We start from the raw sequence: 25373 nt of genomic DNA, 5'->3' as shown, positions 1-25373 counted from the left end.
ATAAAAAAAATATTTATTTTTGCTGATAGATAGACATTTCTAATTGTCGTATTGTTGTTATTTCAACATTTTGCTGTTTTTTATTTTTAATGATATCTACTAAGAATAAATTTATAAAAAAGCCATACAAAAGTATGGCTAATGCAATCAAAAATAAAAATCTGTTTAATTTAGAATTTATAGCTAAATTGTCCTTGTACCGTCAATGGACGCATTGGCTGTAAAAACTCGCTATTTGCACCAGCTAAACCATTTACGAAATTACGCTCATTGGTCAAATTAAGAATATTTAAGCCTACTGTCCACTGCGGTTGACGATAATAAAGTCCCAAATCTAAATTATAATTATTGGGTACCTTTACGGTCTGACTTAGATTGGTATACCAGTTACTTGTCCACCAGCCCGATAAGTTTAGTCCAAAACCTGACTGGTGCTGATAGTCCACATAAGCACTTGCAGAATATTTAGGAATGCCTGCTGCATCATAACGTCCTGCTTTGCGTTGGTTTAAAGCATTGCTATCGCCCCATACCGTCGCATTGTCTGCATGGAAACCAAAAGGTGAAAAACCAGCCGGAATAATGGAAGAATATTCAGCATTGAGATAGGTTAAGTTTGCCCCGATCGCGATATTTTTTTGTAGCTGCCAACGCAATGATGATTCAAGGCCTTTGATTTCAAAACGCGCCATATTGCCATTGGTATCAGGTGATAAATCGCGCTTCTGTTCAAAACCACTGAGCGTTAACAGAAGTTGATCAGTGATCGGCTCGTATTTCACTCCCACTTCTTTTAATTCACTTTGGCTGTCAAAAGCCAAAGGATTTAGCTGATTTCCAGCGCCCCAAATTAAAAATGGACCAAATACACCCGTATTCAATGCTGTACTTTTATCATAAGTAAAATATAGGGTACTTTTTTCAGTAGGTTTAATAAAGGTACTGGCTTGATAGCTGAGTAAACTATATTTATTGGAATCTGAGCGGACATCTGTAGGGACTAAAACCAGTGGATTCTCTAATTTTGCTTTTATAGAACTGTGGTTAATTCCCAGATTAATCCCAAAAACATCATTAAAGGTAAAATTTTGCTGTGTAAATACGCTGTAAGTGTCCCAAAAGCCTGTTCCTGTATAAACTGCACCACCTCCATTGGGAGGAAAACCGCCTTTTTCAGCATATAAGCCATGACCCACAGGGTACATTCGAGGTAGATTTAAATAGCCAAAATACTGCGAATACTGTGGAACACCAGCCTGCCCAATCCAGCTTCCAGTCGAACCGCCATGATTGACCAACCCCAATAAATCTCCAGGGTTTTTCTGTGATGGATCATTGGTTAAATCATAAGGATTGATATTAAAACTATTGTTTGCTGCGAGAGAGGTAAATTTCTCATGCCGATAAGCGCCACCTGTACTGCTTTTATTGTTGATTTTGACACTCAATAGCTCAAAGTCATGATCGCCTAAAAACTCTAAGCGGTTATCCAATAATTCATGGTCCAAATCGGTAAAGAAACTCCCAACAGAATCACCCAAATCACGACTCTTTTGATATAGCGTACTATTGGCCACAGACCAATTTTCATTGATATCTTTGACCAGTTTAAATTGTGTACTAAAGCGCTTTGCACTGTTTTTATCTTCGCTCCGACCAGAAACATCATCATCTAATTTGACTAAGCCATTGCCTGCGATTGATGGATCATAGACCCAGCCTCGAATTGTACCCGCTTGATCAGCATTGGAACTTGGCAAAGGAGAAGTCTGTACTGGACCTACAGCAATATATTGATTTTTGTCATTCTTCTGCCGAGTTTGCCAACCAATCACTTTAGAGTGAGCTGCACCAGACTCAAAGACTGGAGACCAAAAGTTTGAACCGTTTTGAATAATCGGGGTCGCTCTGCCTTTATAGTAAAGCCCTTGATCAACGGATTGTTGTGTCGCTCTGTTCCAACCATGCGTCACATTAAAATCTGAATAATCGTCATAACTGATATTCCAGTCAACCCGTAGACTGTCATCTGGACGCCAAGCCAAAGCACCATAAAATGCATTAAAATTATTTTTTACATTGTCATAATAGTCATCTGTTCGTTGTGCTGTTGCACTGACACGAAATGCCAATTCTTTAGAAATAGGTGCAGTATGATCAATACTGACTGAGAAATTAGGCTCAGCACCTTGCCCTGCATAAATTGAACCCACTGATCCCGAAATCGTGGTTTGTGCTTTATTAAAATTCGGTTTTTTGGTGAGATAATTAATATATCCTCCTGAACCTGACGTTGGTGCAAAAATTACCCCCGTTGGTCCTGCAACAATATCAGCAGCTTCATACGCATTTAAATTGGTCGGATGTCGGGTACTGTATATTCGTTGGCTATCTTGAAAAACTTCGGAATTTTGCCCACGTATCTGTGGCGCGAAATTTGCATTTTGCCCACCTCCTCTGGTGATACTTGGAGCATACTTAACCAAATCATCTGCACTACGAATAACATCTTCACGAAACTGTTGTTCTGACACTTGTGAAACGACACGTGGGGTATCTAATACAGAACTATCCGTCCCATAAATCGAAGTGACTTTACGCTTGGGGAGAATGGTGGTTTTTTTATTTGCCCCTGTCACCACAACATCAGCTAAGGTAATTACATCACCATCAGAATCCTTGGCTTGCTCTGAGGTTTCTTCAGCAAAAATAGCACATGGAAAAATTGCCCCAAATAGCCCTAGCGCAATCACCAGTGGCTTTAATTGAAAGTTCTGTTTCATATCACACTCAGTAAAATACATTTACACTGCGTTACGCAAAGCCTATGCCAATCTTTAAATAGGCAAAACTCAAATATAAAACATTGATTTTTATTACTTTTAAATAGCCCTCATTGATATACAGATTTTATTCATGTTTATTTTTTCAACAGAAATGCTGAAAAAGCAACAGTGACAAAAAACACAACGCTTATAATTAATTGATAAATATTAGAAAAATATTAAAAAGAATTGGCATTCATTGTGCAATCTCCTCTGGATAAGTTCTAACTGAGTATTTTTAATGACACATGAAACCTTGTTACTCTCACGTCGAAAATTTTTAACCCAAAGTCTAACTGCACTAGGTGGCGTTTCTTTAATCAGTGGTTTATCTGCTTGTGGACAATCTCCACAACCTAGCGCTGACTCCCAAAGTTCACTTTCCAGTACCCCTAAGCATGGTGGAACAATTCGATTAGGGCTGATTGGTGGACAACAATCAGGTAGCCTTGACCCTCACCTTTCAGCATCAGGAAGTGGGATTACCCGTGGATTTGCGATTTATAATAAGCTCTGGGAATGGGACGAAAACATGCTTCCTCGTCTTGCTTTGGCTGAATTTGCAGAACCTAATCATAATGCCAGCGAATGGACCATACGACTGCGTAAAGGTTTAGAGTTTCATCATGGTAAAACCGTCAGCGCAGATGATGTCATTTTTTCATTGCAACGATTAACAGATCCAAAGCTTGCCTCACCTTTTCGAAATCTTGTGCAATGGATTGATCGTGATCGTATCCAAAAATTAGATCAATATACAGTACGCATTCCTTTTATTAGTTCAATTGCTGGCTTTGTGGCGCTGCCTGAAACTTGGGTCAATTTTGGCGGTATTGTCCCCACTGATTTTGATCCCATTCATAACCCTGTGGGCGCAGGTCCTTATAAAGTCAAAGAATTTATCCCCGGTCAACGTTCAGTCTTTACTCGGTTTGAAAACTATTTTAAAGCAGATCGGCCTTATGCAGATCGTTTTGAAGTCATTGACTTTAAAGATCAAGTTTCTCGACTAAATGCATTATTGGCAGGACAAATTGATCTTGCAAATGCGATTTCACCTGAATACATTAAAATTTTAGAGCAAGCAAAACATATTCAAACGGTTCGTTCTCAAACCAATACCCACAATAGTTTTGACTTTAATACTCAACAGGCACCATTTAATGATCCCAAAGTCCGCCAAGCATTTCGTTTAATCGCCGATCGTCAAGAGCTGATACAACGGGGTTTAAACGGTCAGGGACGCATCGCCAATGATTTATATTCGCCACAGGATCCAGCATTTCTAAATTTGCCACAACGTCAACAAGACATTACGAAAGCCAAGAACTTATTGGCTCAAGCGGGTTTTAAAAATGGCTTAAGCGTTGAACTGATTACCCCCGTTGGCAACGCCCAACCTGCCCTAATATTTGCAGAACAAGCAAAGAAAGCCAATGTCAGTATTCGGGTCAAACAAGTTGATTTAGCCACATTTAATGGACCTGATCGGAGTAAATGGCAATTCTCCAGTAATGCAACCAACGTGGGTACGCCGTATTTATCCACTGCTGTAGTGAATGATGCGCCAATTTCAACAACCAATCGTGTCAACTTTAAAGACCCAGAATATAGTGAGCTGTTTTATAAAGCACTGGCTGAACCCGATTTAGCCAAGCGTAAAGTGTATTTGGCTCAGGCACAAAAAATTCAACATGAACGCGGTGGAATGCTGATTTGGGGTTTTAGCCATAGCATAGATGCTGCATCGAAACAGATCGGAGGATTAGCGGCAGAAAACACTATTTTCCCAACGTGGCGTTTTGAGAAATTATGGAACAATCAAGCCTAAAATAAAATTTGCAGAGCCTTAACACCAGCAAGCATCTGCTGTAGTCAGCGATCTTGTGACTTTTCAAGGACGAAAAGTCAATACAGTATGGGGCTCTGATGGTACATCCCGTCTATTGCTGCCCAACACAACGACCTTTATGTTGCTGATCAAAATCGTGAATAACACATTCATTTTAGACACATTCAGTTTATAAAAATCAGGCTTATATAAATCATGCTTATACAAAGCAATAAAATTTGAACGCTGTTTTTATTTTAACTACTCATATTTTTAGGCACTAAAAAAGCTGCCGTAGCAGCTATTTCATTCAGCATCCAAAGACTACTTGGGTACGGTAATCACAGATAATTTTTCTACCCCTACTCGCTCAATACTGGCAAGTAATTTTGCAACTGTTCCATAAGGAATAGTCTCATCGGCATTTAAATTCAAAGCCAATTTAGGGTTACTGTTTTTACGTGACTGAATCTCTTTTTCAAAACTTGCCAAAGTTACTTTATCCTTGTCAAGGAAGATTTCTCCTTGCGGATTAACACTAATGACAACCGCTTTATTCTGATCCGTTGACTGCGTCGGTGCAGCCTTGGGTAAATTTACTTTCACGGTATTGGTTAACAGAGGCGCTGTAACGATAAACACGATGAGTAAAACCAGCATTACATCAACCAATGGCGTAATGTTAATTTCACTCACCACATCATCTTCTTGGGAGGTTGAAACGGCCATTATGCAAACACTCCTTTTTCTTTGACTTCTTTACTGGATGCATCATGATTGACTACAGTATTTCCAGTGGTATTTTTTGGCTTAGCGACAGGTAACTGAAAGCCCGCTTTTTGATTTAAACTGACAAAATCAGTAGCAAAATCATCGAGGTCTGCACCGATGGTTTTAACTTTACGTATGAAATAGTTATAAGCCAACACAGCGGGTACCGCCACAGCAATACCAATACCTGTAGCAATCAATGCCTCACCAATTGGCCCTGCAACCACATCCATACTTGCATTACCTGAATGTGCAATGGCCTGTAAAGCATGAATAATCCCAAACACTGTTCCAAATAGTCCAATGAACGGTGCGTTATTGCCAATCGAAGCCAATAATGCAGAACCTTTTTCCAATTGACGACGTTCAGTTAAAATTTGCTTGCGTAAATGACGCTCTAATAGATCCTGACGACTCCAACTGTTTTGCAAATCTTGATGAGTCTTCTCATCTGCCTCAATCAAGGTTTGAAAACCGGCATTTGCAACACGGGCTGTAGGGCCTTCACCTTGTTGTGATTGAGTCACTGCCTCAGGCAAATTTTTGGCTTTCCAAAAGGCTTCGACAAAGACCTTACTTTGCTTGCTGGCTTTCTGTGTCTGTACCACTTTAACCACGATCAACACCCATGTGACGATGGAGAAAGCAACCAATAACCAGATTGTGCCGTCATGGATCAATGAATTTATGTCTGTCATGTAGATATCCTCTTAATTTAAAATAGTTTATTTCGGTAATTGATAATGAATTGGAACATCAACCCAACCTTCGACAGGTGTTTTACCTTTTAAGGCCGGTGAAAATTTCCATTGCTTTACTGTTCTTACAGCCGCGCTGTCTAAAAGTTTTTTGCCGCTACTTTGTTTGACTGTTACGCTATCTGGGCTACCGTTTGGCAATACTTTGACCCTTAAAATCACCGAGCCTTCCCAACCACGTTCTAAGGCCTGTTCTGGGTACTCTGCTGCGGGGTTGCTTAGATAACCTGCATAACCCTTGGCTTCTGTCACAGGTAAATTGTCATCAGTAGGCTTCACTGGTTCTGCTGTTTTTGGAGCAGGTTCAGCGCTCAGTTTTTTGCTTACAACAGGTTCCTCAGTTTTTTGAACTGTGTCTTGTGCAATGGGTTTTACAATCGGTTTGGCTTGCTCCACAGTTTTTTGAACAGGTTTCGGCTGTTCGATAGGTTTCGCAATCGGTTTTGGTTTTTCGACCACAGGCGGAATTTTGGGTTTTTGCGTCACTGGTGGAATTTTAGGTTCAATGACTTTAGGTGGTTCCACTGGTTTGACAATTTCAATCACCACGGGTTCTGGCTTTGCAATGTCCAAAGCTGGTGTCGGTAATTGTTTTGCGATATACCAAATACCCAAATGTGCTGCAGCAACCGCAATGATCGCGATCCACAATTTATTCAATTTTGCTGGAGGTGATTGACTCACATCCAAACGATGTCGTGTAAATGGGTCTGATATGCCAGTTGCAGTTGAAGCAGATGCATATTGCCCAAATAGCAACGCCCGCTGATGGGGATTAAATATTCGTTCACTCATGGCAATTTAAACTAAAAAATAAAATACTGTATTGAAAATTGCACAAGTCATGCCAACAATATAAGCTACTAATTTTTATAAATTTAATTAAAAACACTCTTTGATTTTTCAGCAAAGCTGTTGGTTTTAAGACAGTTCTATGCTGTTGAAACAACAAGATCCCTCTGATATCTCAAAGGGATCTAAACTTATTATTTTAATTTATATCCAACCAAGGGTAAGACTTCTTCAGCAACCCGATACGCTTCTTCCAAATGTGGGTTACTGGCGAGAATAAAATGCCCAACGCCAATGTCGATATATTCTTGTAAGCGCTGTGCCACTTGTTCATAACTCCCCACTAAAATACAGTTTGGACCACCCCTTACATTTGACATACCAGCCCAAACATTTGGACTGACAAATAAGTCTTCAAAACGATTGCCTTGTGCTAAGGCCTGCTGACGTTTTGCACCAACCGACTCAGTATCTTTACGTTCAAATGCATTGCCATCAACAGCGATGGTTTCATACATCTGTTTAAGCTCTTGAAACGCTTGTTCCTGTGTGGGGCGTGCCAAAATATCAATACGCATACCAAACTTTAGCTTATGGTCTGGGGTATTTTGTGCAAGGAAGGATCGCGCCTGTTCAATCACTTTTTTCTGCTGTTCAACAGGTTCCCCCCAGGTTAAATGGATATCGGCATGCCGACCTGCAACTTGCAGTGCCGCTGGACTTGCTCCCGCTAACCACAAACGAGGAACGTCATATTGATTCATTGGGTATTTCAAACCACCTTGTTCAACGTGGAAAAACTTTCCATCATAGTCAAAAGGTGCCTGATGCGAATACCCTTTTACATACTCTAAAAATTCATTGGTTCGCGCATAGCGCTGATCATGTTCAATAAAATCACCATAGGCACGTTGCTGTGCCCCACCGCCACCTGAGATCACGTTCCATTCAACCCGTCCCTGACTGAGACGCTGCAAACTTGCTGCCATTTGGCTTGCGTATGCAGGATGGATAAACCAAGGTTGAATCGCAATCAATAGTCGGAGTCTTTTGGTTTCTCTTGCCAATGCCGATGCCAGTACCCACGGTTCTTCAGTATGTGGAAAAGCAGGAATCAATGCGCCGTGAAAACCCACGATATCTGCGGCTTTTGCTACCTGTTGTACATAATCATAGTAGGCAAACAATTCATCTTGATGTTGAGGTGCCACACGTTGAGGGGATTGTACTGCTGGGCTCAGCTGGTTCCATTCACCTCGTGTATGTAACTGATGTGCTCGACGACCATCCCCATGCACAGGGATTCTCCATAAAAATTCAACAGACATAATACTTCTCAATAATTTAAAGGTTTTACACGCTATCGTGAGTGATACAACTCATGAGCAGAAACCATGCCGTTTTTTATTCAATATTGAATTCATCTATATTGTTGTTTTATCTAAATATTATAAAAACCCACCTAAACATGGTGTTGAAATTTCAACACTTATCCATCCAATACTGTCGGTTTCACAACATAACCTGTTTGATCCATTCAAATAACACCAATCATAAAAACATAACAAACTGATTTATATAAAATAATTATTTTGGCTTGGTTCTTGCTCTATCCCCTTATATTTCTAGATTTTTATGATGATATGCGTATTTTTTCTGGTCTTTTTTTAAGTTTTAGTCTTTTAGGATTGGTTGCTTGTGGCGTACACAAAACCGAAGATCCAAACCAAAGTAAAACCAGTCAACAACAGCTTCGTATTGCGGTTGTGGCCAATGGAACTTCTGGCGGTCTGGACTTTATTGGTGTACCACAACTTATTGCACAGGACCCCATTTTTCTAAAAGCATTAAAGCAGAAAAATATTGAATTAAAGTGGGAACCTGTAACCACTGCGGCTGTGGCCACCTTAGTCAATGAAAGCTTTATCAACAATAAAATTGATTTTGCTTTTTATGGCAATCTTCCTGCGGTAGTACTCAATGCCACTGGTGTTAGAACACAAATTGTCGTCCCTGGCGGAGTCGGTAATAATGTTTATTTGGTGGTTCCAGCGGATTCACCCATCAAAACCATTGAGGACCTCAAAGGTAAAAAGATTGCCTTACATCGTGGTCGTCCTTGGGAAATTAATTTTGCTCAATTGATACAGAGCAAAGGTTTAAAGCTTAAAGATTTTCAAATCATCAATCTCAATCCACAGGCGGGAGCTGCTGCTTTATCCGCTAAAAGCGTCGATGCATTTTTTACCTTAAGTGATGCGCTCACTTTACAAGATCGCCATCTTGGCAAAATTATTTGGTCATCGCAAAGTCTACCCGCTGACTGGAAAATGCGTGCTGAACTATGGGGACGCAAGACTTATCTGGATCAACATCCAGACACAACCCAACTACTTGCTGATGCGACAGTACGGGCAATGCAGTGGATTTCACAGCATCAAGATGAATTCCAACAAAGCCAAACCAAATTTGGTCAGCCTCTAAGTGTGATTCAACGCGAAAGTCAAAATACCAGCAGTAACTGGCAACAAGATTGGTCACCTGAGTACCAAGTGGATTTTCTTAAACAGCATTATGCAAAAGTCATCGACCATGCTGTAAAAAACCAATTGATTCAAACGCCAATCAAAGCTGAAGAATTGCTCAATGCTCAGTTTACCAGTCAAGCCATTCAAAATTTACAAACACTTGATATTCAACATAAGCAAGGAAACTAGGTCATGAAAATCCTCGTAAATCCGCTTATCGAAAAAAAAATCGTGGCGATCAAAGCGCCATTATGGAGGCGACTGTCTTCTGAACAGGTCTATCGCTTGCTCTCATTCCTTTCACCCATCTTGGCGTTACTGGTTTGGCAATTGATTAGCTATTTACAGATTTTTCCAACCCAAATTTTAGTGCCACCTATAACGGTATGGCAGACATTTCTTGCCTTGTTGCAAAGTGGTGAACTACAACTGCATTTAAAAGATAGCCTTTCTCGACTGCTGATGGGTTTTTCAATTGCGGCCACCTGTGCGATTTTGTTTGGTATTGCCTATGCATCACTCAGCTCTTTCCGTCATTACACCTATATTTTGTTCAATATCCTTTATCAAATTCCAATCTTTGTGCTTATTCCTATTTTTATTTTGGTTTTTGGCATTGGTGAACTATTTAAAATTTTACTGATTATTAAAGCCTGTTTTTTTCCAATCGCACTCACAACAGCGGATGCTGTTCGAAATATTCCTAAAAAATATATTGAATTGAGCCAGATCTACAAACTAAAAACTCCTGCATGGTTGAGATACATCATCATCCCTTGCATCCTCCCACCATTAATCGGTGGACTGCGGATTGCTCTAGGTCGTGCTTGGCTGATTTTGGTGGCCGTTGAATTACTTGCTGCAGGCACTGGCATTGGTCAAATGATGGAACTCGGACGGCAAATGTTACGTTTAGACGTTGTCATGGTCGGAGTTTTTATTACAGGAATCATTGGTTTTGCTTTAGATAAAACTTTACGTCAGCTCGAACAATATCTTGTATCACCTGCATTGAGTTCAAGGGGGAAATAATGTCACAGCATCCACTGAACTTAAAAAGTGCTTTTGCGCAACCATTGATCTTGATCAAAGGTCTGCTGCTCCCGTTCCTTTTACTGGCTTTATGGCAATACAATTCAAGTTTAGGTGCCAGTCATGCCTATGCATTTGTGCCTTTACAGAAGGTGTATTTTGCTTTTATTCAGCTGCTTGAAACAGGTGAATTATGGTTAAACACATGGGGAAGTCTTAAAAAAGCTGGACTGGGGTTTTTACTTGGCTCGACAACAGGGCTACTACTCGGTGCCTTACTTGCCTATTCAAAAATTTTAAATGCCTTGGTTTCACCATTATTTAATAGCATTCGCCAAGTACCCTTACTTGGTTTAACCCCATTGATTGCACTGTGGTTTGGCAATGGTGAGCAGGCAAAAATCTTTATTATTGCGCTTGCTTCTTTTTTCCCGATGGTGATTAACAGCTTTCAAGGGCTAAGTCATTATGACCAGAAATACAGTGAAGTCGCTCGTATTTACAAATTATCTTTTTGGCAGGAATTTAAAAAAATCCGTTTCCCTCAAGCTCTCCCATATATTTTAACGGGGTTGAATTTAGCGGTGCCTTTTACATGGATTACCACAACTGCCAGTGAGCTGTTATTCAATGCTGGTGCAGGCTTAGGCAATTTAATGATGAAAGCTGAAATCAATGCCGAAATGGATATTTTGTTGGTGTGTGCAATTACGGTCACCCTCAGCGGTATTGGCATGACGCTTTGCATTCACTTGATTTCTAAACGACTACTGCAATGGCGTGTTTAACTGAATCATCCATCTCATCAGGATATTGATATGAGCTTTTCCTTACTCTCGATTAAAAAACTCAATAAATCATTTTATCGAGATCAACAAACTTTCACCGTATTAGATGGTATTCATCTCGATATTCAACAAGGAGAATTTATTTCTATTGTCGGAAGCAGTGGCTGTGGTAAATCGACCTTGTTGCGCTTAATTGCAGGATTAGATAAAGACTATCAAGGTGAGATTTTACTGAATCAAACACCAATACAAGGGACAGATTTAAAACGAGGTTTAATTTTTCAGGAGCACCGTCTATTGCCTTGGCTCAGTGTTTCCGAAAATATTCATTTAGCACTCGAAGAAACCGACTTAAGCCGTGCCGAAAAAAATGCCCGTGTGGCAGAACATCTTACAATGGTGGGTTTAAAAGGTTTTGAAAATGCTTATCCACATGAGCTATCGGGTGGTATGGCGCAGCGGGTAGCGATTGCACGAGGCTTGGTTAATCAGCCTGATATTTTACTTTTAGATGAACCCTTTGGTGCTTTAGATGCAATTACACGTAGCCATCTGCAAACTGAATTACAACGTATTTGGCAAGATCAAAAGATCACCATGATTCTAGTTACACATGATATAGAAGAAGCGGTTTATCTGGGTGATCGCGTGATCGTAATGTCTGCTCGACCAGGAAAAATTAAACAAATCATTCAAGTTCCTTTGACCCATCCAAGACATAAAGACAGCGAATTATTATTTAACTATCGTAATCAAGCACTCAATATGCTGGACCATAGCGCATAATGAAATCGAATATTCATCGATATAAATATTATTTAGAAAATATATTCAAGCATGATATTTATATCAACAAGTTTTAAATTATTAAGGAAATATGAAATGGGTTTATCAATTTGGCATATATTATTATTTGCCGTGATCGTTATTTTATTATTTGGTACATCAAAACTTAAAAACTTAGGTAAGGATTTAGGTGGTGCAATTAAAGATTTTAAAGACTCGGTTCATTCTGATGATCAAAAACTGTCTGAAACAAATCAGCCTAAAGAAATTCATCATCTCGATTTAAATAAAGAAAAAAACACTAACCGGTGAGTACCAAATCATTATGTTCAATATCAGTTTTGGTGAACTCTTGGCTTTTGCTGTTATTGCACTGATTATATTGGGACCTGAAAAGCTCCCTCAAACATTAAGGGTGGGATTACTTAAATACAGAGCCCTTAAAAATAACCTTAACAAAATCCAGCTAGAGTTAGAAAATGAACTGGAATTGCTTGAACTAAAAAGGATCATGCAAGAAGAGCTGCTCAAAATAAAACAAAACGAAGAGCTGCTCAAACAGCAGCTTGCACAAATGCAACACGAAATCCAAAGTGTACATAGCGCTGTTGCTATAGCACATCAAGCGCCCCCTTATCCCACACATGATTATGTTTATCAAATCTCTGCGCGTGAATTAAAAGTACCCTTTTTAATTTACACAACATCATCCAATATCTTGCGTGAGGATCAAGCTGCATGACCGAACAAATACTCAGTGAAACACTCACTGAAATGAAATATAGCGAACATTTAAAAGAGCTTAGAAAGCGTTTGATCTATAGCATTGCTACAGTCTTAACTATTTTTTTACTCTTATTGCCCCTTGCACAACACAATTATCATTTTTTGGCTCAACCCTTAATATCCCGATTGCCTAAAAATTCAACCATGATAGCTACAGATGTGATGAGTACATTTTTAGCGCCCTTTAAACTCAATATTTACTTTGCAATTTTATTGGCGATTCCCTTTATTCTTTATCAGTTCTGGCGCTTTATTGCACCTGCTCTATATCAAAGTGAAAGAAAATTTGGCGTGGCGCTTGTGCTCTCCAGCATCGGTTTATTTTATCTTGGCCTATTATTTGCCTATTATTTGATTCTGCCTTTGGCATTAAACTTCTTTGTCTTAGCTTCACCAGATAATGTTTTACCGATGACTGATATCAACAGTTATCTTGATTTCTGTCTCAAGCTTTTTCTGGCTTTTGGTGTCGCCTTTCAAATCCCTGTACTCACTTATATTCTTATTTTTATTGGCATTCTTTCTATTCAACAATTGGAACAATACCGTAAACACATCATTGTTTTGTTTTTCTTTATCGCAATGTTTATTACCCCCCCTGATATTTTTAGCATGCTTGCACTGGCAGTACCAATGTGGCTTTTGTTTGAACTTGGTTTATGGATCACAAAAATGACCAGCCCAAAATAAAACATCCATGGGTAAAATGGATGTTTCTATTGCACAGCCCAATTAAACAATTTCATTTTTATTTGGTAATAAATTATATCTTGATAACAAATTACGTAAAACATTGCGCGACAGTCCTAACATTTTTGCAGTCTTAACCTGATTATTCCAGCAACTTGAAAAGGCGGTATTGACGATTTTATCTTCAATGATGTGCCATGCTTCACCATCATATTCTTGAAATAAACGCTTGAGTACATCCTCAAACTCTTGAATCAAATCATTATCTGGTAAAACGCTTGAGCCACCCTCCTCTGAAAACCTTAAATGTTCAATATCAATAGTTTTGCCACCACTGATGAGCAGTGCATAATGGATATTATTTTCAAGCTCACGGATATTTCCCGGCCAACTATAGTTGAGCAGTGCATTTCTGGCGCGATCACTAATGTTGGGTTTTGGCGTAATCATCTTTTGTGAATAGGAGTTTAAGAAAAAATCCACCAAAGGCAAAATGTCACCCTTACGCTCTCGCAATGGTAAAATATTTAGCACAACCACATTTAGGCGATAGTATAAATCTAAACGGAATTTATTTTCCGCGACAGCTTTACGCAAATCAACATGTGTACCAGACAAGATGCGTACATTAATCGGGATCGGTTTACGTCCACCGACCCGAACAACTTCCTTTTCTTGCAATACACGTAACAGTTTTACTTGCAAAGACAACGGCAACTCACCCACTTCATCCAAGAACAAAGTTCCGCCGTCGGCTGTTTCAAAAATACCAGGGCGTGTCTTATGCGCACCCGTAAATGCGCCTGCTTCATAACCAAACAATTCAGATTCTGCAAGTGTTTCAACTAAAGCACCACAATTGACAGCAAGAAACGGCTTATTTTGGCGATCACTTTTCAAATGAATTTCACGTGCGATTAATTCTTTACCTGTACCTGATTCACCTTGGATGATCACACTGGCAGAACTTGGTGCAATGGTTTCAACTTGGCTTAATAGCTTACGAGAGTTTTGATCAGAAAATATAATCGCTTTTGCTCTTATTGGCTTAATTGGCACACCATTATCAGGCAAGGTAATTACTTTATAATCATTATCCAAATAGGATTTCATAATTAACCCTTTAAATAGCTGAGGAGGATATTAAAATAGAATAGTACAATTCTATTACAAAGCTGATAAATAATAATTACAGATATTTAATCCTAAATTTATATATTGAATGATTTAATAGGCGTTTTTGCTTATGCATTTATAATCAATATATTTCTATTTTTATGCAATGTTGCTTTTTAAACAATATGTCTGTCAATTGATCATATATAAACAGCTTACAATAATATTTTTGAAAAAATTATATATTTTATCTCCCCTCACTATTTGGCATCTATTTTGCTCTTTTATTTAAAATTTACAGCATGGGTTAAATGATGAGCATAGAGTTTGTGGGTATGGTTTTTCCAAATCAATGGTCTGAAACCAAAGGAACCCGAATTGGTCATAAAATTGATCTCGAATATTTACGTTATCATGCTCGTGCACATGAATATGCAGGCTTTGATAAAGTTTTAATCGCCAATGGACCAAGTAGCCCTGATAGTACCCAAATCGCAGCTTATCTGGCACAACAGACTGAACGACTTGGATTTATGATTGCACATCGCCCTGCGCTGATGACGCCTAATCTGGCTGCACGTTCCTTTGCCACACTAGACCATACCACTGGCGGAGGACGCATTCGTTTACATGCCATTACGGGAATTACCGCTGAACCGCAAGAAGGTGATGATATTGTTGATAAAATTCAACGTTATGAACGCACGGGTGAATATCTAGATATCATCCAAAAGCTTTGGAAAAGTGAGCAACCGATTCACTATGAAGGCAAATACTTTAAACTGGAAAATGCTTTCTGCCCTTTAAAACCGGTCAATGGAACTTCTATTCCGATTTCATTCGGTGGTTCTTCGGATATTGCCTACGATATCGCTGTGCGTCATGCAGATCTTTATTCGCTTTGGGGTGAGCCTTTAGCGGGCGTGAAAGAACAGATAAATAAACTTAAAAAGGCAGCAGAAGCAGCCAATAAACCACAGCCGCAGGTCAGTTTATCAGTACGTCTTATTATTGGGCCAACAGAACAACTCGCATGGCAACGTGCACAACAAATTTTAGCTGATATTCAGCAAAATCCAACGTTCCAAAATAATGGCTCACTTTCGGGACATAAAATTAAAGGCGTAGGTTCACAACGGTTACTGGCAGCAGCACAACAAGGTGATCGCCATGACCGAGCCTTATGGATGCCAACTGCAAGCGCAGTTGGGGCCTATGGTGATACCACCGCCCTTGTCGGAACGCCTGATACGATTATTTCCGCATTACTTGATTATGTAGATCTGGGCGTCACCACCTTTTTAAATCGTGGTTATGATCCAATTTACGATACTGTGGACTATGGTCGTTATATTATTCCTGCGGTACGAGCTGAGGCGGCCAAGCGAAACAAACAGATTGCCTAAGTCCTCAAGCTAAATAAAAACCGCTCATTTAATCGGATTGAATGAGCGGTTTTTATTGCTTGCTAATTTAAGGTCTTGTCATAACCATGAGCATCATTATGAGGGATGGTTATTTTCTTCTGATTTTCTATTGTAAATCTGGTTTGCAAATGGACTGAATCTTCTCCCCTGCAATCACCTTTTTGGCAAATGGAACAGAATCTTGTAGGGAAGCATTCACTGTCTCACTATGTCCCAATCCATGATACAAATGCCCTTCAACGACTGTACCTGCCTTACATGCATCCGCCACCAACTTCATTTGATTACGTGCATCTGGTGTACGATCATTTGCCCCAGTGCCAATAAATAATGGATGATTGATTTTTAAGGTCGGGTAATAACCATAATCATTGGATTGTTTTTCCTGTAATTTTTTATAGATCGATGGTGGATTCGCCTTATAGGCTTGCGCAGGTGAAAGTCCTGCTGTTTGAATATCTCCCATAAAACTGGTCAAACAGGCATTTCTTGCTTGTTCCACCAAAGGCACTGCTTCAGCGGTAAAAATATCTTCAGTTTTGATTTCAGGAAATAAGCTTTGCGTCACTAAAAAACTATAAATACCATATGCTAAGGATGGACTGACTTCATAAGGATTTAACTTTAACTGATTCTTTTCAGCTGTTGCCTCTGGGTCCTGATAAATCACCCCTGTGCCAATAGATCCTTTAATATTTAACTCTGGTGCATAGGTTGCTGAATAAGCTGAAGCTGAAACAGCCCCCGCCCCACCTTGAGATTGCCCCACAATAACAAAACGATTTGCTAGAGGTAATTTCGTTTTAAGCGCAGCTCGACCGCTGTCTAAAATACTATAAGCAAGCATTGGATTATTGATCAGCAAGTGCGGGCCAGCCACACCAAGTCCTTCATAGTCAGTTGCTACTACAGCGAATCCTTCTTTTAACCATCGGTTTAAATATTGTACATCTCGATAAGATCGTCCATTCCAAGAAGGTGCGCAGGCATCTGCTAGACCAACCGTACCATGTGCCCATAACACAACAGGCCAACCTTCTTTCGGTGGCGTACCTTTAGGAAGATGTACTGTCCCAGAAACCACAATGGGAGTCTTACTATCCCGCCCACTTGTTGAACTATATAAAATACGAATGGCCGTACTATCATTGTCCAAACGGATATAAGGGTTGCTGATGTCCTCTGTCTTTAAGAGTTTTCCAGCTTGTTCTGGAATCGCAGCTTTCCATGTATAAAATGCTGAAACACGTCCATCCCCATAACGATCTTCAGGCTGAGGGGCTTGCTGGGCATTTGCCATTCCAGCAGACGTTAGTATGCTTGCGACAAAAACGGATTTAACCACATTAGATATAAAAGTATTTTGCATTTTCATGACCTTGAAACCTATTTAAAAACTGTTTTAAAAAATTTATTTTTTAATTTAAAAGTCGTAACTTACACGGCCATATAAATACGTTCCAAAGGCACCTTCTGGCGCATTAAAACTGTATTTGACGATGTTCCCTACAGATGAGTCTTTAGCTTTGTCTGGGTAACTGTTAAATAAATTATTTGCGCCCAGATTGAATTTTAGCCCTTTTACCCACGCATCTGCTTTGTAGCCAAAGTCCAAATCAGCAATCCATTGCGGATCAAAGGTCTGATCCAATGAAGTATTGGTATTATTTAAAGTAGTCCATTTATCATAACGACGGACTGCGGCATTGATACTCCACGCTTGATTTGACCAAAGTGCCCCCAATGCTAATTTGGTTTTTGGCGCTGTAGATTCAATTAGGCTTTGAGTATTTCGACCAGCAATACTGGAGACTGGAATTCGCTCACCTTTTGCAGTGATTGAGTCTCGGCTGTCAGTGATTTTATTTTTATGATAAGCCAAACCTAAATTCAGCTTTAACTTGCCATATTGTTCAAGATCAAGATCATGTTTTAACGCGAACTCCAAACCACGTGTTTGCGTATCTAATAAATTATTAAAAAACGCCACATTGGCAATATTTGCATACGGCGTATTTGCAAAAGCATTATTGATCACGCTGCCAGTAATATTGTCAGAAAGTAAAATACGATTTCGAATATCGATTTGATAAAGATCTAAAGTTGCAGAGGTATTGATAAATGGTTTGAGTACCAAACCTAAAGAATAATTGGTCGATTTCTCAGGCTTAAGTGAAGTTCCACCAATCAGTAAAGCCGCTTCACTTCCCGCAACTAAAGTCCTTTGCTGTACATCTTGCCAACCTGTCGGAGTTTGCACCGTTTGTACACTATAAGCGGAGTATCCTTGCTGGGCTAATGACGGTGCGCGATAACCTGTATTGACAGATCCACGAAGGGTCAACTGCGGAGAAATATCATATTTGGCAAAGAGTTTGCCGTTGGTTGTCGAACCAAAGTCTGAATATTTTTCTGTTCGAATAGCAGCACCAACATTTAAATCTTTTACAATATCGGCTTCGAGATCCAAATAAATGCCGTACACATCTCGACTAATTTTGCGTTGGTCTTGATCTGTAATACCCGCGTATATACCTGGGATACCCGTACCTAAAGCCGTACTTGGATTAAAATAGGGTCCACGGGTATAGGCAATGGGGTCGCCTGCATTTTGTTTATATTGTTCCCAACGGTATAGCGCTCCCGTCGAAACAGTCAATGGACTGGCTAAACCATCAATTGCAAAATCACGACTATAGTCCAGTCCTGTATTGAGTTGGGCAAAAATGTTTTCCCCTAAATCATAATGAGAGGGTGAATCTGCACCATAACTTGGGTTAATACCATTGCCTTGTTCAGTACTGACCTTGTTTTGTCCATAAGTGGCATACAGGTCATATTTTCCTGAAGTCTGGTTGCCTTGTTTAACCCCAAACGTGGTCGCAAAATCATCCACACTGACTAAACTCAAAGGTGAGCGTCCATCAGGATAACGTTGCTTAAAATAACTGGATTGATTCAGTACTGTTTTGGTGGTTGGAGGTTCATAAAAATTTTCCCCGATGGTCTTACGATGCCCATAACTACTAAAACCATACAAGGCAATTTCATCAGTTAAAGGTAAATCTAAATTCGCAGTGATATTGATTTGGTCTTTTTGTTCAGGAGAACCAAATTTCCAAGTTCTAAATGGTGTGTTCTGCTCGGTATATTGGGCTTGGGTTGAACCATCATAAAATGTTCGCGTATCTGGTGCAGTATTACTTGCAGCTTCACGCTTTCCTAAATCTACGGCAACAGTTAAAGCACCATCATTGGGTAATTCAAAGCCTTTCCAAAGATTGATTTTATGCTGTTCACCATCCCCTTGTGTATAGCCTCCAGTTTGATAACTCACGCCACCACCATGATCACGTGATTTCAATATAATGTTAACCACGCCCGCGATCGCGTCAGAACCATATTGAGCTGCGGCACCATCTCGTAAAATCTCTATACGTTCAATGGCACTAATCGGGATTAGGCTTAAATCTGTTACCGCAGCACCTCTCCCCCCAGCATACGCTTGTCGAGTGAAGTAAGCCGCTGTATGGCGACGTTTACCATTGATCAAAATTAAGGTTTGATCTGCAGATAAACCTCGCAATGCAATACTCGGCGGCACCGATGCACCGAAACCACCCGCAGGTGATGTTGGTAAACTCACTGACGGCGATAAGCGTGTTAATGCAGCTGCAAGATCACCTGCCCCTGTTTCTTGTAGTTCTTTGGCTGTCACAATGTCTACTGGAGCAGGAGCCTCTAAAGCACTATTGATAGCTCGCCGAGAACCCGTTACAACAACTGATTGCAATGTCACGACATCCTCTTTTTCTGATACACGCCTTTGTTCATTTGCCAAAGTGATTGAGGCGGTAAGTGTACTGAACGCAAAAACAGAAGAATGAAGAATGAATTGAGAAAAATATGTACGCATATAAGCTTCCTTAACGATCTGCACCGATATAGCAAAGCCAATGCCAAAATTTTTATTATTGAATATCAAAAACTTGTCATTAAAAATAAAAAAATCATTGTTTATATTTAAACAATGATTCGAAAAAATGTTTATAAAACCACAGATTTGCTAGTGGCGCATAAGCTTATACAAGTTGATTGTGTAAATAAGATTGATACAACTGATAGTAAGATTGTTGCTGTTGAATCAGTTGTTCATGAGAACCTTGTTCCACTACAGCCCCATTCTCAATCACCACAATTTTGTCTGCTTCTTGAATGGTACTTAAGCGATGTGCGATCACAATACAGGTTCTATTTTTACATAAGCGTCGAAGGGCATATTGGATTTTCTGTTCCGTATAAATATCAATCGCAGAGGTCGCTTCATCTAAAATTAAAATTTTAGGATCAGCCAAATATGCACGTGCGAGACAAACAAGTTGGCGTTGCCCATGACTTAAATTTTTTCCGAGTGTTCCAACTTCAGTAAAATAACCATGAGGAAGCTGTCCTAGAATATCATCTGCACCAAGTTCTTCAATCGCCTGAATCAGTTGTTGATCTGTAGCTTCGGGTTGAATTAAACGTAAATTGTCTAAAATTGTGCCGCTAAACAAGACATTGTCCTGTAAAACAATACTGACATTTTGTCTTAAACTGTCCAGATGGATATCCTGTATCGGATAACGGTCTAAGAAAACCCCCCCCTGCTGAGGCTCATAAAACCGTGTCAGTAACTGAACGATCGTGCTTTTACCATGACCTGTCGGCCCCACGATCGCAACCACCGTTCCAGCGTCGATCTCTAAATCAAAATTTTGTAAAACAGCTTTGGTGGTATAAGCAAAATGTACAGACTGAAAACGAATATGCCCGTTAAGTTGCCTTAATTTCAACGCATGTGGTGCATCTTGAATGCTAGATTGGGTATCTAAAAGTAGAAATATCCGTTGTGCACACGCTGCACCATTGGCATAACGCTCAAATAAATCGGTCAATTCCTGTAAAGGTGCCAAGAATAAAAACACATAAAAAATACTTTCGGCAAACTGTCCAATACTGATGACACCTTCACTATAAGCATAACTTCCAATCACAATAAAAACTGCGGTTGCCACTGTCGAAAGCAATCCAGTAAATGGGGCAAACCAGCTGGTCCGCTTACTTCCATAAATAATAGAATCATTAAAATCTTTTAAGAGCTGCTGATAGCGCTGTTGATTGGTTTCACTATAATTTAATTGCTGAATAATTTTGGCGCCATTTACCGTTTCAACCAAATGTGCAGTAAATCGACTGCGTTCTTCGGCAACCCGTCCCCAATGCCGTTGTGATGACTTTTTAAATATTGCAGTCATTGTCAATAAAATCGGCAACGTTGCAAATAAACACCAGAAAAATGGGGGATAGATATGCCACAAAAGCAAAGATGCTAATCCGCAACGTAAAATCGCAGAAAGTAGTTCAGGTGGTCCTTGTATCAATACTGGTTCTAAAGTATCGACATCACGATCCGCTCGTGAAATAATTCGGCCGGCTTTAGTTCGATCAAAATAACCAATATTTAAAGCTTGAATATGTTGAAATAATGAACGTCTTAGATCATTAATAACGCTTAAGGCCGCTTTTCCAGACAAGTATTTTGATACACCCGCTAATCCAAAACGACACACCCAGCAGAATGCCAGAATAGCAATTGCTATAAAAAGTACTGGCTGATACAACACCAGTTTCCCAGCCACTTGCTGAAATCCAGAATCTAAAATGTACTTGACTGCCCATGGACGTACAAAGATGCTCAGCACTTGTAAGATCTCTACTGAGATCATGGCTAGAATTAAATAACGAATCGGATAAAGCAAAGGAATGAGTTTTTTTAACATTCCGCGATGTAGCGCGGTTTTTGCTAAGTTTTCTTCGATCTGCAGATCAGAGATTTTCGTCAGCGGTCGGAAATTTTTAACCGTGGTATTCATGCTTGAATCTCCTGTTGCGCTTTCTGAAATCCCATCAACTCCCGATAAAATACGCAATGCTGGAGCAATTCTGTGTGGCTCCCTTGAGCAAGAATTTGTCCCTGATCTAATACGATAATGCGATCTGATAAAGAAATCGTGGTCTGTTTATTTGAATTGATCAGGATGGTTCTTTTGAGCTGATTTTTATTGTCAGCCAAGCCTGATAAACGCTGTAACACCTGTTTTTCTGTAGTGGAATCTAAAGCACTGGTTGAATCATCAAGCGCCAAGATTGGCGAGTTTTTTAAAATTGACCGTGCCAGTGCAATCCGTTGTTTTTGCCCTCCAGATAAGGTGACTCCCTTGTCCCCTATTCGTGTCTCCAGACCAGCATCGAGTCGCTGTAACAGTTCAGATGCTGAAGCCAAATGCAATGCGTCTCGCATCTCCTGTTCAGTCGCATCCTGTTTGGCTATTTTTAAGTTATCCGCCAAAGTTCCTGAGAAAAAGAAATTATCTTGCGGAATAATCTGAACCATATGACGTAAGTTAGCCAAACTAAGATCTTTAAGATTGAGCCAACCGCGTTGATCTGAACCAATCCAGACCTGCCCTGCGGTTGGATCGATAAAACGATTGAGCAAGTTCATCAGTGTGGTTTTACCCGCTCCAGTTTTCCCCACAATGGTGACGATTTCACCTGCTCGGAATTCAACATTACACTGTTTTAAAATATACTTTTCTGTGCTTCGATCCTGAAAACTGACATTTTCCAGTCGAATATTTAAACCTTCATCCCCATCAGCATCCCCTTGTAGTGGCAAAGCATGTGCAGCATCTACAATTGCCGATTTCTCATCTAGCATTTGCCATATTCGAGTTGCCGATGAACGTGCATCTGCAAAAATATGTAAGACCTGTCCAATACTTTCAATACGAAACACCAATAAATTTGCCATAAGTACAGCAGCCACAAATTGCCCAATCTGTAATTGATTTTGTCCAATTAAGTAGCCACCAAACCCAATCACCCATAAGTAGGAACAGGCAATAATCATTTGAGGAATCGGTAAGCGTTGTGCACTGGTGCGAATGGTTTGAATAGAATGACGAATAAAGCTATCAACCGCAGCATTAAAACGTTGTAAGAGCTTTTCCTCAAGTTGAAAGGCTTTGACCACTCGAATGCCATTGACGCTTTCAGCCAAAGTATCACTGACTTTTTCATAGGCATAGGCAACTTGATGATCCAGCACCACCAACTGATTGGTGAGTTTAAACAGCACAGCTAGGCCTAGAAAAATAAAAATAAGCGGGACGATCCCCAACCAAGGATGATACCAACACAACAATCCGACTGTTGCGGCGACCACTAGACTGGATTCAAACACTTGTCGCCAAAAATTAATTAAAGCTTCTTTTAATTTATCTGAATCTCGGGTGGTTCTTGATAAAACTTCACCTAATCCGTGTTTCCAGTGCCATGAAACATCTAAATGCTGGACCTGGCTAAAGATTCTTTCTCTTAAAATACTTAACAATTGCTGTCCAATCGTCAAGGCACTTAAACCCGCTAAATATTGAATAATGGCGCGAAGTAAAGCGATACTCGTCAGTAGAATAAACCAAAACCACGGATTTAACGGATCTGTAAAAGCATGCTGAAATAAACTTTCAGGTTGGCTGTGTTTTAGCGTATCAATCGCATGTCCGATTGAATATTGCTGTAGTGCTAAGCCAAAATTGGCAAGGACAAATAATGTTGCCGTCAATACAAAGCGAAATGGCATAAAACGATATAAGGCCAAACTTCGCAGCAGTGGATAATTTTTAAACATAAAAATAAAACAACAACTAAAGATCTATAGCTCACTGCGAGATCTATGCCAAATTTTTCAACGGCATAAATATTTTAATCCACTGTTTTATATTGTTTTTTTAAAAAATGTGTTTGATGAGATGTTTGATTTAAAACATCCGTACTTGTTATCTGTTGTTATTGCAACAATATTTGATATATCAACATCATAAAAATAGATATTAAAAATATATTTTAAATATCAATAAGTTAAACAATGGCATCAATATTGCTTTAAAGCATGCAAATCACAACAGGATGTCACAATGACAACACTTCAAACGCAACCATTGAATACACTTTGGTATACACGCTGTCCAGTTCCTACAGGGCTCGGAATCTCGATTCAAAAAGGCTGGCTAAAAGAAAAATTTATTGAGCAACAAATTGAAATTAAATCAATTCGTGAATCGAACTCAAAAGAGGTTCGTAACTCACATTTTAACCATACCCTTGCCAATTCAGTTCGGCATGGTGGCAGTATTCCTGCAATTTGGGCATATGCTTCTGGACAAAAAACCAAAGTCATCGGTTTATCTTGGGCAGATGAAGTGCAATTACTGCTGACTCGATATGATTCCCAAATTAAGACGGTTGAGGATCTAAAAGGTAAGCGCTTTGGGCTCCCACTGAATCAAGATGCCATCATCGATTTCTCTCGTGCTCAAGCCATTCGCGGTTTAGAAAATGCATTAAAAACAGTAAATCTTAAGGTCAGTGATCTGGAACTGGTGGATTGTCTGCGTGCTGATATATTAGTGGCGCAACAGCAAAATCATACCGAAGAAAATGATGCGAGTTTCTTTAGCAATCGTAATAAACTGAGCGCAAGTGCAGAGATTGTGGCTTTAATCAAAGGGGATGTCGATGCCATCTTTTTAAAAGGCGCACATGCAGCACAAATTGCCCATGATTTTGCCCTGCATACCATTATTGATATTGGTTCACATCCCGACCCTATCCTACGTTCAAATAATGGTACCCCTCGAACACTAACTGTGGATGAAGATTTTCTATCGCAATATCCACAACAAGCTCAATCCATCGTCGATGCGGTTTTACAAGCTGAACAATGGGCGCATGTGCATGCAGATGAAACTCACCGCTATCTGGCTAAAGAATGTAATAGCAGTGAACAATGGGTCCATGCAGCTTATGGCGCAGATGCACATCTCAAGCTGAATACCAATTTTGATGAAACATCGATTATTGCCTTACAAGACCTCAGTGACTTTCTCTATCGCTGGAAGTTTATTCCAGCTCAAATCAATGTTCGTGAATGGCTAGCACAAGACATTGCTATTCATGCACAAGTGGCTTAACAATACGAAAAAAAAGGTTGTCGTGATGACAACCTTTTTTTTTTCAGCTTCAAAATTTAAGGCATCGCCTATACAAAAGCTTCTGACTATTCTCAACGCATAAAGCGCTGCTTCTCACCGAAAAAACATATGCGATTAAGTACTGCCTCAAACAGTTGTGGATGAG

20 protein-coding genes are annotated in these 25373 nt (G+C 39.7%); 10 read left to right on the top strand and 10 right to left on the bottom strand.

All coding sequences use genetic code 11. The annotated features are described in order from the left end of the window. Positions 1 to 170 precede the first annotated feature (170 nt). Positions 171 to 2783, bottom strand: a complete 2613-nt coding sequence (locus ACQ7EO_RS05615) for a TonB-dependent receptor (protein ID WP_244013650.1) — start codon at positions 2781 to 2783, stop codon at positions 171 to 173. Between the two features lie 283 nt (positions 2784 to 3066). Between ACQ7EO_RS05615 and ACQ7EO_RS05610 the strand changes: the two genes are divergently transcribed. Beyond that, entirely contained in the window at positions 3067 to 4656 is a 1590-nt protein-coding gene (locus ACQ7EO_RS05610) for an ABC transporter substrate-binding protein (RefSeq protein WP_434279107.1), read from the top strand. Between the two features lie 324 nt (positions 4657 to 4980). On the opposite strand, the gene ACQ7EO_RS05605 is transcribed toward ACQ7EO_RS05610, so the two are convergent. The 4 genes from ACQ7EO_RS05605 to ACQ7EO_RS05590 form a co-directional block, all read right to left on the bottom strand. Then, positions 4981 to 5385, bottom strand: coding sequence for an ExbD/TolR family protein (locus ACQ7EO_RS05605; protein ID WP_004717481.1), 405 nt, complete (start codon positions 5383 to 5385; stop codon positions 4981 to 4983). After that, positions 5385 to 6125, bottom strand: a complete 741-nt coding sequence (locus ACQ7EO_RS05600; protein WP_096734860.1) for a MotA/TolQ/ExbB proton channel family protein — start codon at positions 6123 to 6125, stop codon at positions 5385 to 5387. The genes ACQ7EO_RS05605 and ACQ7EO_RS05600 overlap by 1 nt, the downstream gene beginning before the upstream one ends. A gap of 27 nt (positions 6126 to 6152) precedes the next feature. Beyond that, positions 6153 to 6980: an energy transducer TonB gene (locus ACQ7EO_RS05595; protein ID WP_105713540.1), complete on the bottom strand. Its 828-nt coding sequence runs from the start codon at positions 6978 to 6980 to the stop codon at positions 6153 to 6155. Positions 6981 to 7171: 191 nt separating this feature from the next. Then, a complete protein-coding gene (locus tag ACQ7EO_RS05590) occupies positions 7172 to 8305 on the bottom strand; it encodes an LLM class flavin-dependent oxidoreductase (protein ID WP_434279106.1) in 1134 nt (377 codons plus the stop codon). Between the two features lie 315 nt (positions 8306 to 8620). On the opposite strand from ACQ7EO_RS05590, the gene ACQ7EO_RS05585 reads away from it, so the two are divergent. The 7 genes from ACQ7EO_RS05585 to tatC all read left to right on the top strand — a co-directional run bounded on the left by ACQ7EO_RS05585 (position 8621) and on the right by tatC (position 13587). Further along, positions 8621 to 9694 carry an ABC transporter substrate-binding protein gene (locus ACQ7EO_RS05585; protein WP_056518007.1) on the top strand — a complete coding sequence of 358 codons (1074 nt, stop codon included), beginning with the start codon at positions 8621 to 8623 and terminating at the stop codon, positions 9692 to 9694. A 3-nt stretch (positions 9695 to 9697) separates the two neighbouring features. After that, a complete protein-coding gene (locus ACQ7EO_RS05580) occupies positions 9698 to 10537 on the top strand; it encodes an ABC transporter permease (RefSeq protein WP_434279105.1) in 840 nt (279 codons plus the stop codon). Further along, a complete protein-coding gene (locus tag ACQ7EO_RS05575; protein ID WP_004823385.1) occupies positions 10537 to 11325 on the top strand; it encodes an ABC transporter permease in 789 nt (262 codons plus the stop codon). Before ACQ7EO_RS05580 ends, ACQ7EO_RS05575 begins: the two co-directional genes overlap by 1 nt. Positions 11326 to 11355: 30 nt before the next feature. After that, a complete protein-coding gene (locus tag ACQ7EO_RS05570) occupies positions 11356 to 12111 on the top strand; it encodes an ABC transporter ATP-binding protein (protein WP_034610681.1) in 756 nt (251 codons plus the stop codon). A 96-nt stretch (positions 12112 to 12207) separates the two neighbouring features. After that, complete coding sequence (locus ACQ7EO_RS05565; protein ID WP_004823388.1) at positions 12208 to 12423, top strand: Sec-independent protein translocase subunit TatA; 216 nt, start codon at positions 12208 to 12210, stop codon at positions 12421 to 12423. 13 nt (positions 12424 to 12436) lie between these two features. Continuing rightward, a complete protein-coding gene (gene tatB, locus ACQ7EO_RS05560; RefSeq protein WP_004823389.1) occupies positions 12437 to 12853 on the top strand; it encodes a Sec-independent protein translocase protein TatB in 417 nt (138 codons plus the stop codon). Beyond that, a complete protein-coding gene (gene tatC, locus ACQ7EO_RS05555) occupies positions 12850 to 13587 on the top strand; it encodes a twin-arginine translocase subunit TatC (protein WP_434279104.1) in 738 nt (245 codons plus the stop codon). The genes tatB and tatC overlap by 4 nt, the downstream gene beginning before the upstream one ends. A 42-nt stretch (positions 13588 to 13629) precedes the next feature. Here tatC and ACQ7EO_RS05550 read toward each other — a convergent pair whose 3' ends face one another. Further along, a complete protein-coding gene (locus ACQ7EO_RS05550) occupies positions 13630 to 14700 on the bottom strand; it encodes a sigma-54 interaction domain-containing protein (RefSeq protein ID WP_004717502.1) in 1071 nt (356 codons plus the stop codon). A 317-nt stretch (positions 14701 to 15017) separates the two neighbouring features. Here ACQ7EO_RS05550 and ACQ7EO_RS05545 point away from each other — a divergent pair, with 317 nt between their 5' ends. Beyond that, positions 15018 to 16109 carry an LLM class flavin-dependent oxidoreductase gene (locus ACQ7EO_RS05545; protein WP_434279103.1) on the top strand — a complete coding sequence of 364 codons (1092 nt, stop codon included), beginning with the start codon at positions 15018 to 15020 and terminating at the stop codon, positions 16107 to 16109. Positions 16110 to 16236: 127 nt separating this feature from the next. Here the strand turns inward: ACQ7EO_RS05545 and ACQ7EO_RS05540 are convergent, their stop codons facing one another. The 4 genes from ACQ7EO_RS05540 to ACQ7EO_RS05525 form a co-directional block, all read right to left on the bottom strand. After that, entirely contained in the window at positions 16237 to 17499 is a 1263-nt protein-coding gene (locus ACQ7EO_RS05540; protein ID WP_034610869.1) for a lipase family protein, read from the bottom strand. A 54-nt stretch (positions 17500 to 17553) separates the two neighbouring features. Beyond that, on the bottom strand, positions 17554 to 20046 hold the full coding sequence (locus tag ACQ7EO_RS05535) for a TonB-dependent receptor plug domain-containing protein (protein WP_434279102.1): 2493 nt from the start codon (positions 20044 to 20046) through the stop codon (positions 17554 to 17556). Positions 20047 to 20212: 166 nt separating this feature from the next. Continuing rightward, on the bottom strand, positions 20213 to 22045 hold the full coding sequence (locus tag ACQ7EO_RS05530) for an ABC transporter ATP-binding protein (RefSeq protein WP_434279101.1): 1833 nt from the start codon (positions 22043 to 22045) through the stop codon (positions 20213 to 20215). Beyond that, positions 22042 to 23865: an ABC transporter ATP-binding protein gene (locus ACQ7EO_RS05525; protein WP_434279100.1), complete on the bottom strand. Its 1824-nt coding sequence runs from the start codon at positions 23863 to 23865 to the stop codon at positions 22042 to 22044. Before ACQ7EO_RS05525 ends, ACQ7EO_RS05530 begins: the two co-directional genes overlap by 4 nt. Positions 23866 to 24151: 286 nt before the next feature. Between ACQ7EO_RS05525 and ACQ7EO_RS05520 the strand changes: the two genes are divergently transcribed. Further along, complete coding sequence (locus ACQ7EO_RS05520) at positions 24152 to 25207, top strand: ABC transporter substrate-binding protein (RefSeq protein ID WP_004717513.1); 1056 nt, start codon at positions 24152 to 24154, stop codon at positions 25205 to 25207. The last annotated feature ends 166 nt before the right edge of the window (positions 25208 to 25373 follow it).

The organism is Acinetobacter sp. CE-15 (assembly GCF_051059255.1).
Lineage (GTDB): Bacteria > Pseudomonadota > Gammaproteobacteria > Pseudomonadales > Moraxellaceae > Acinetobacter > Acinetobacter guillouiae.
This window is presented reverse-complemented; position numbering and strand designations above follow the sequence as displayed.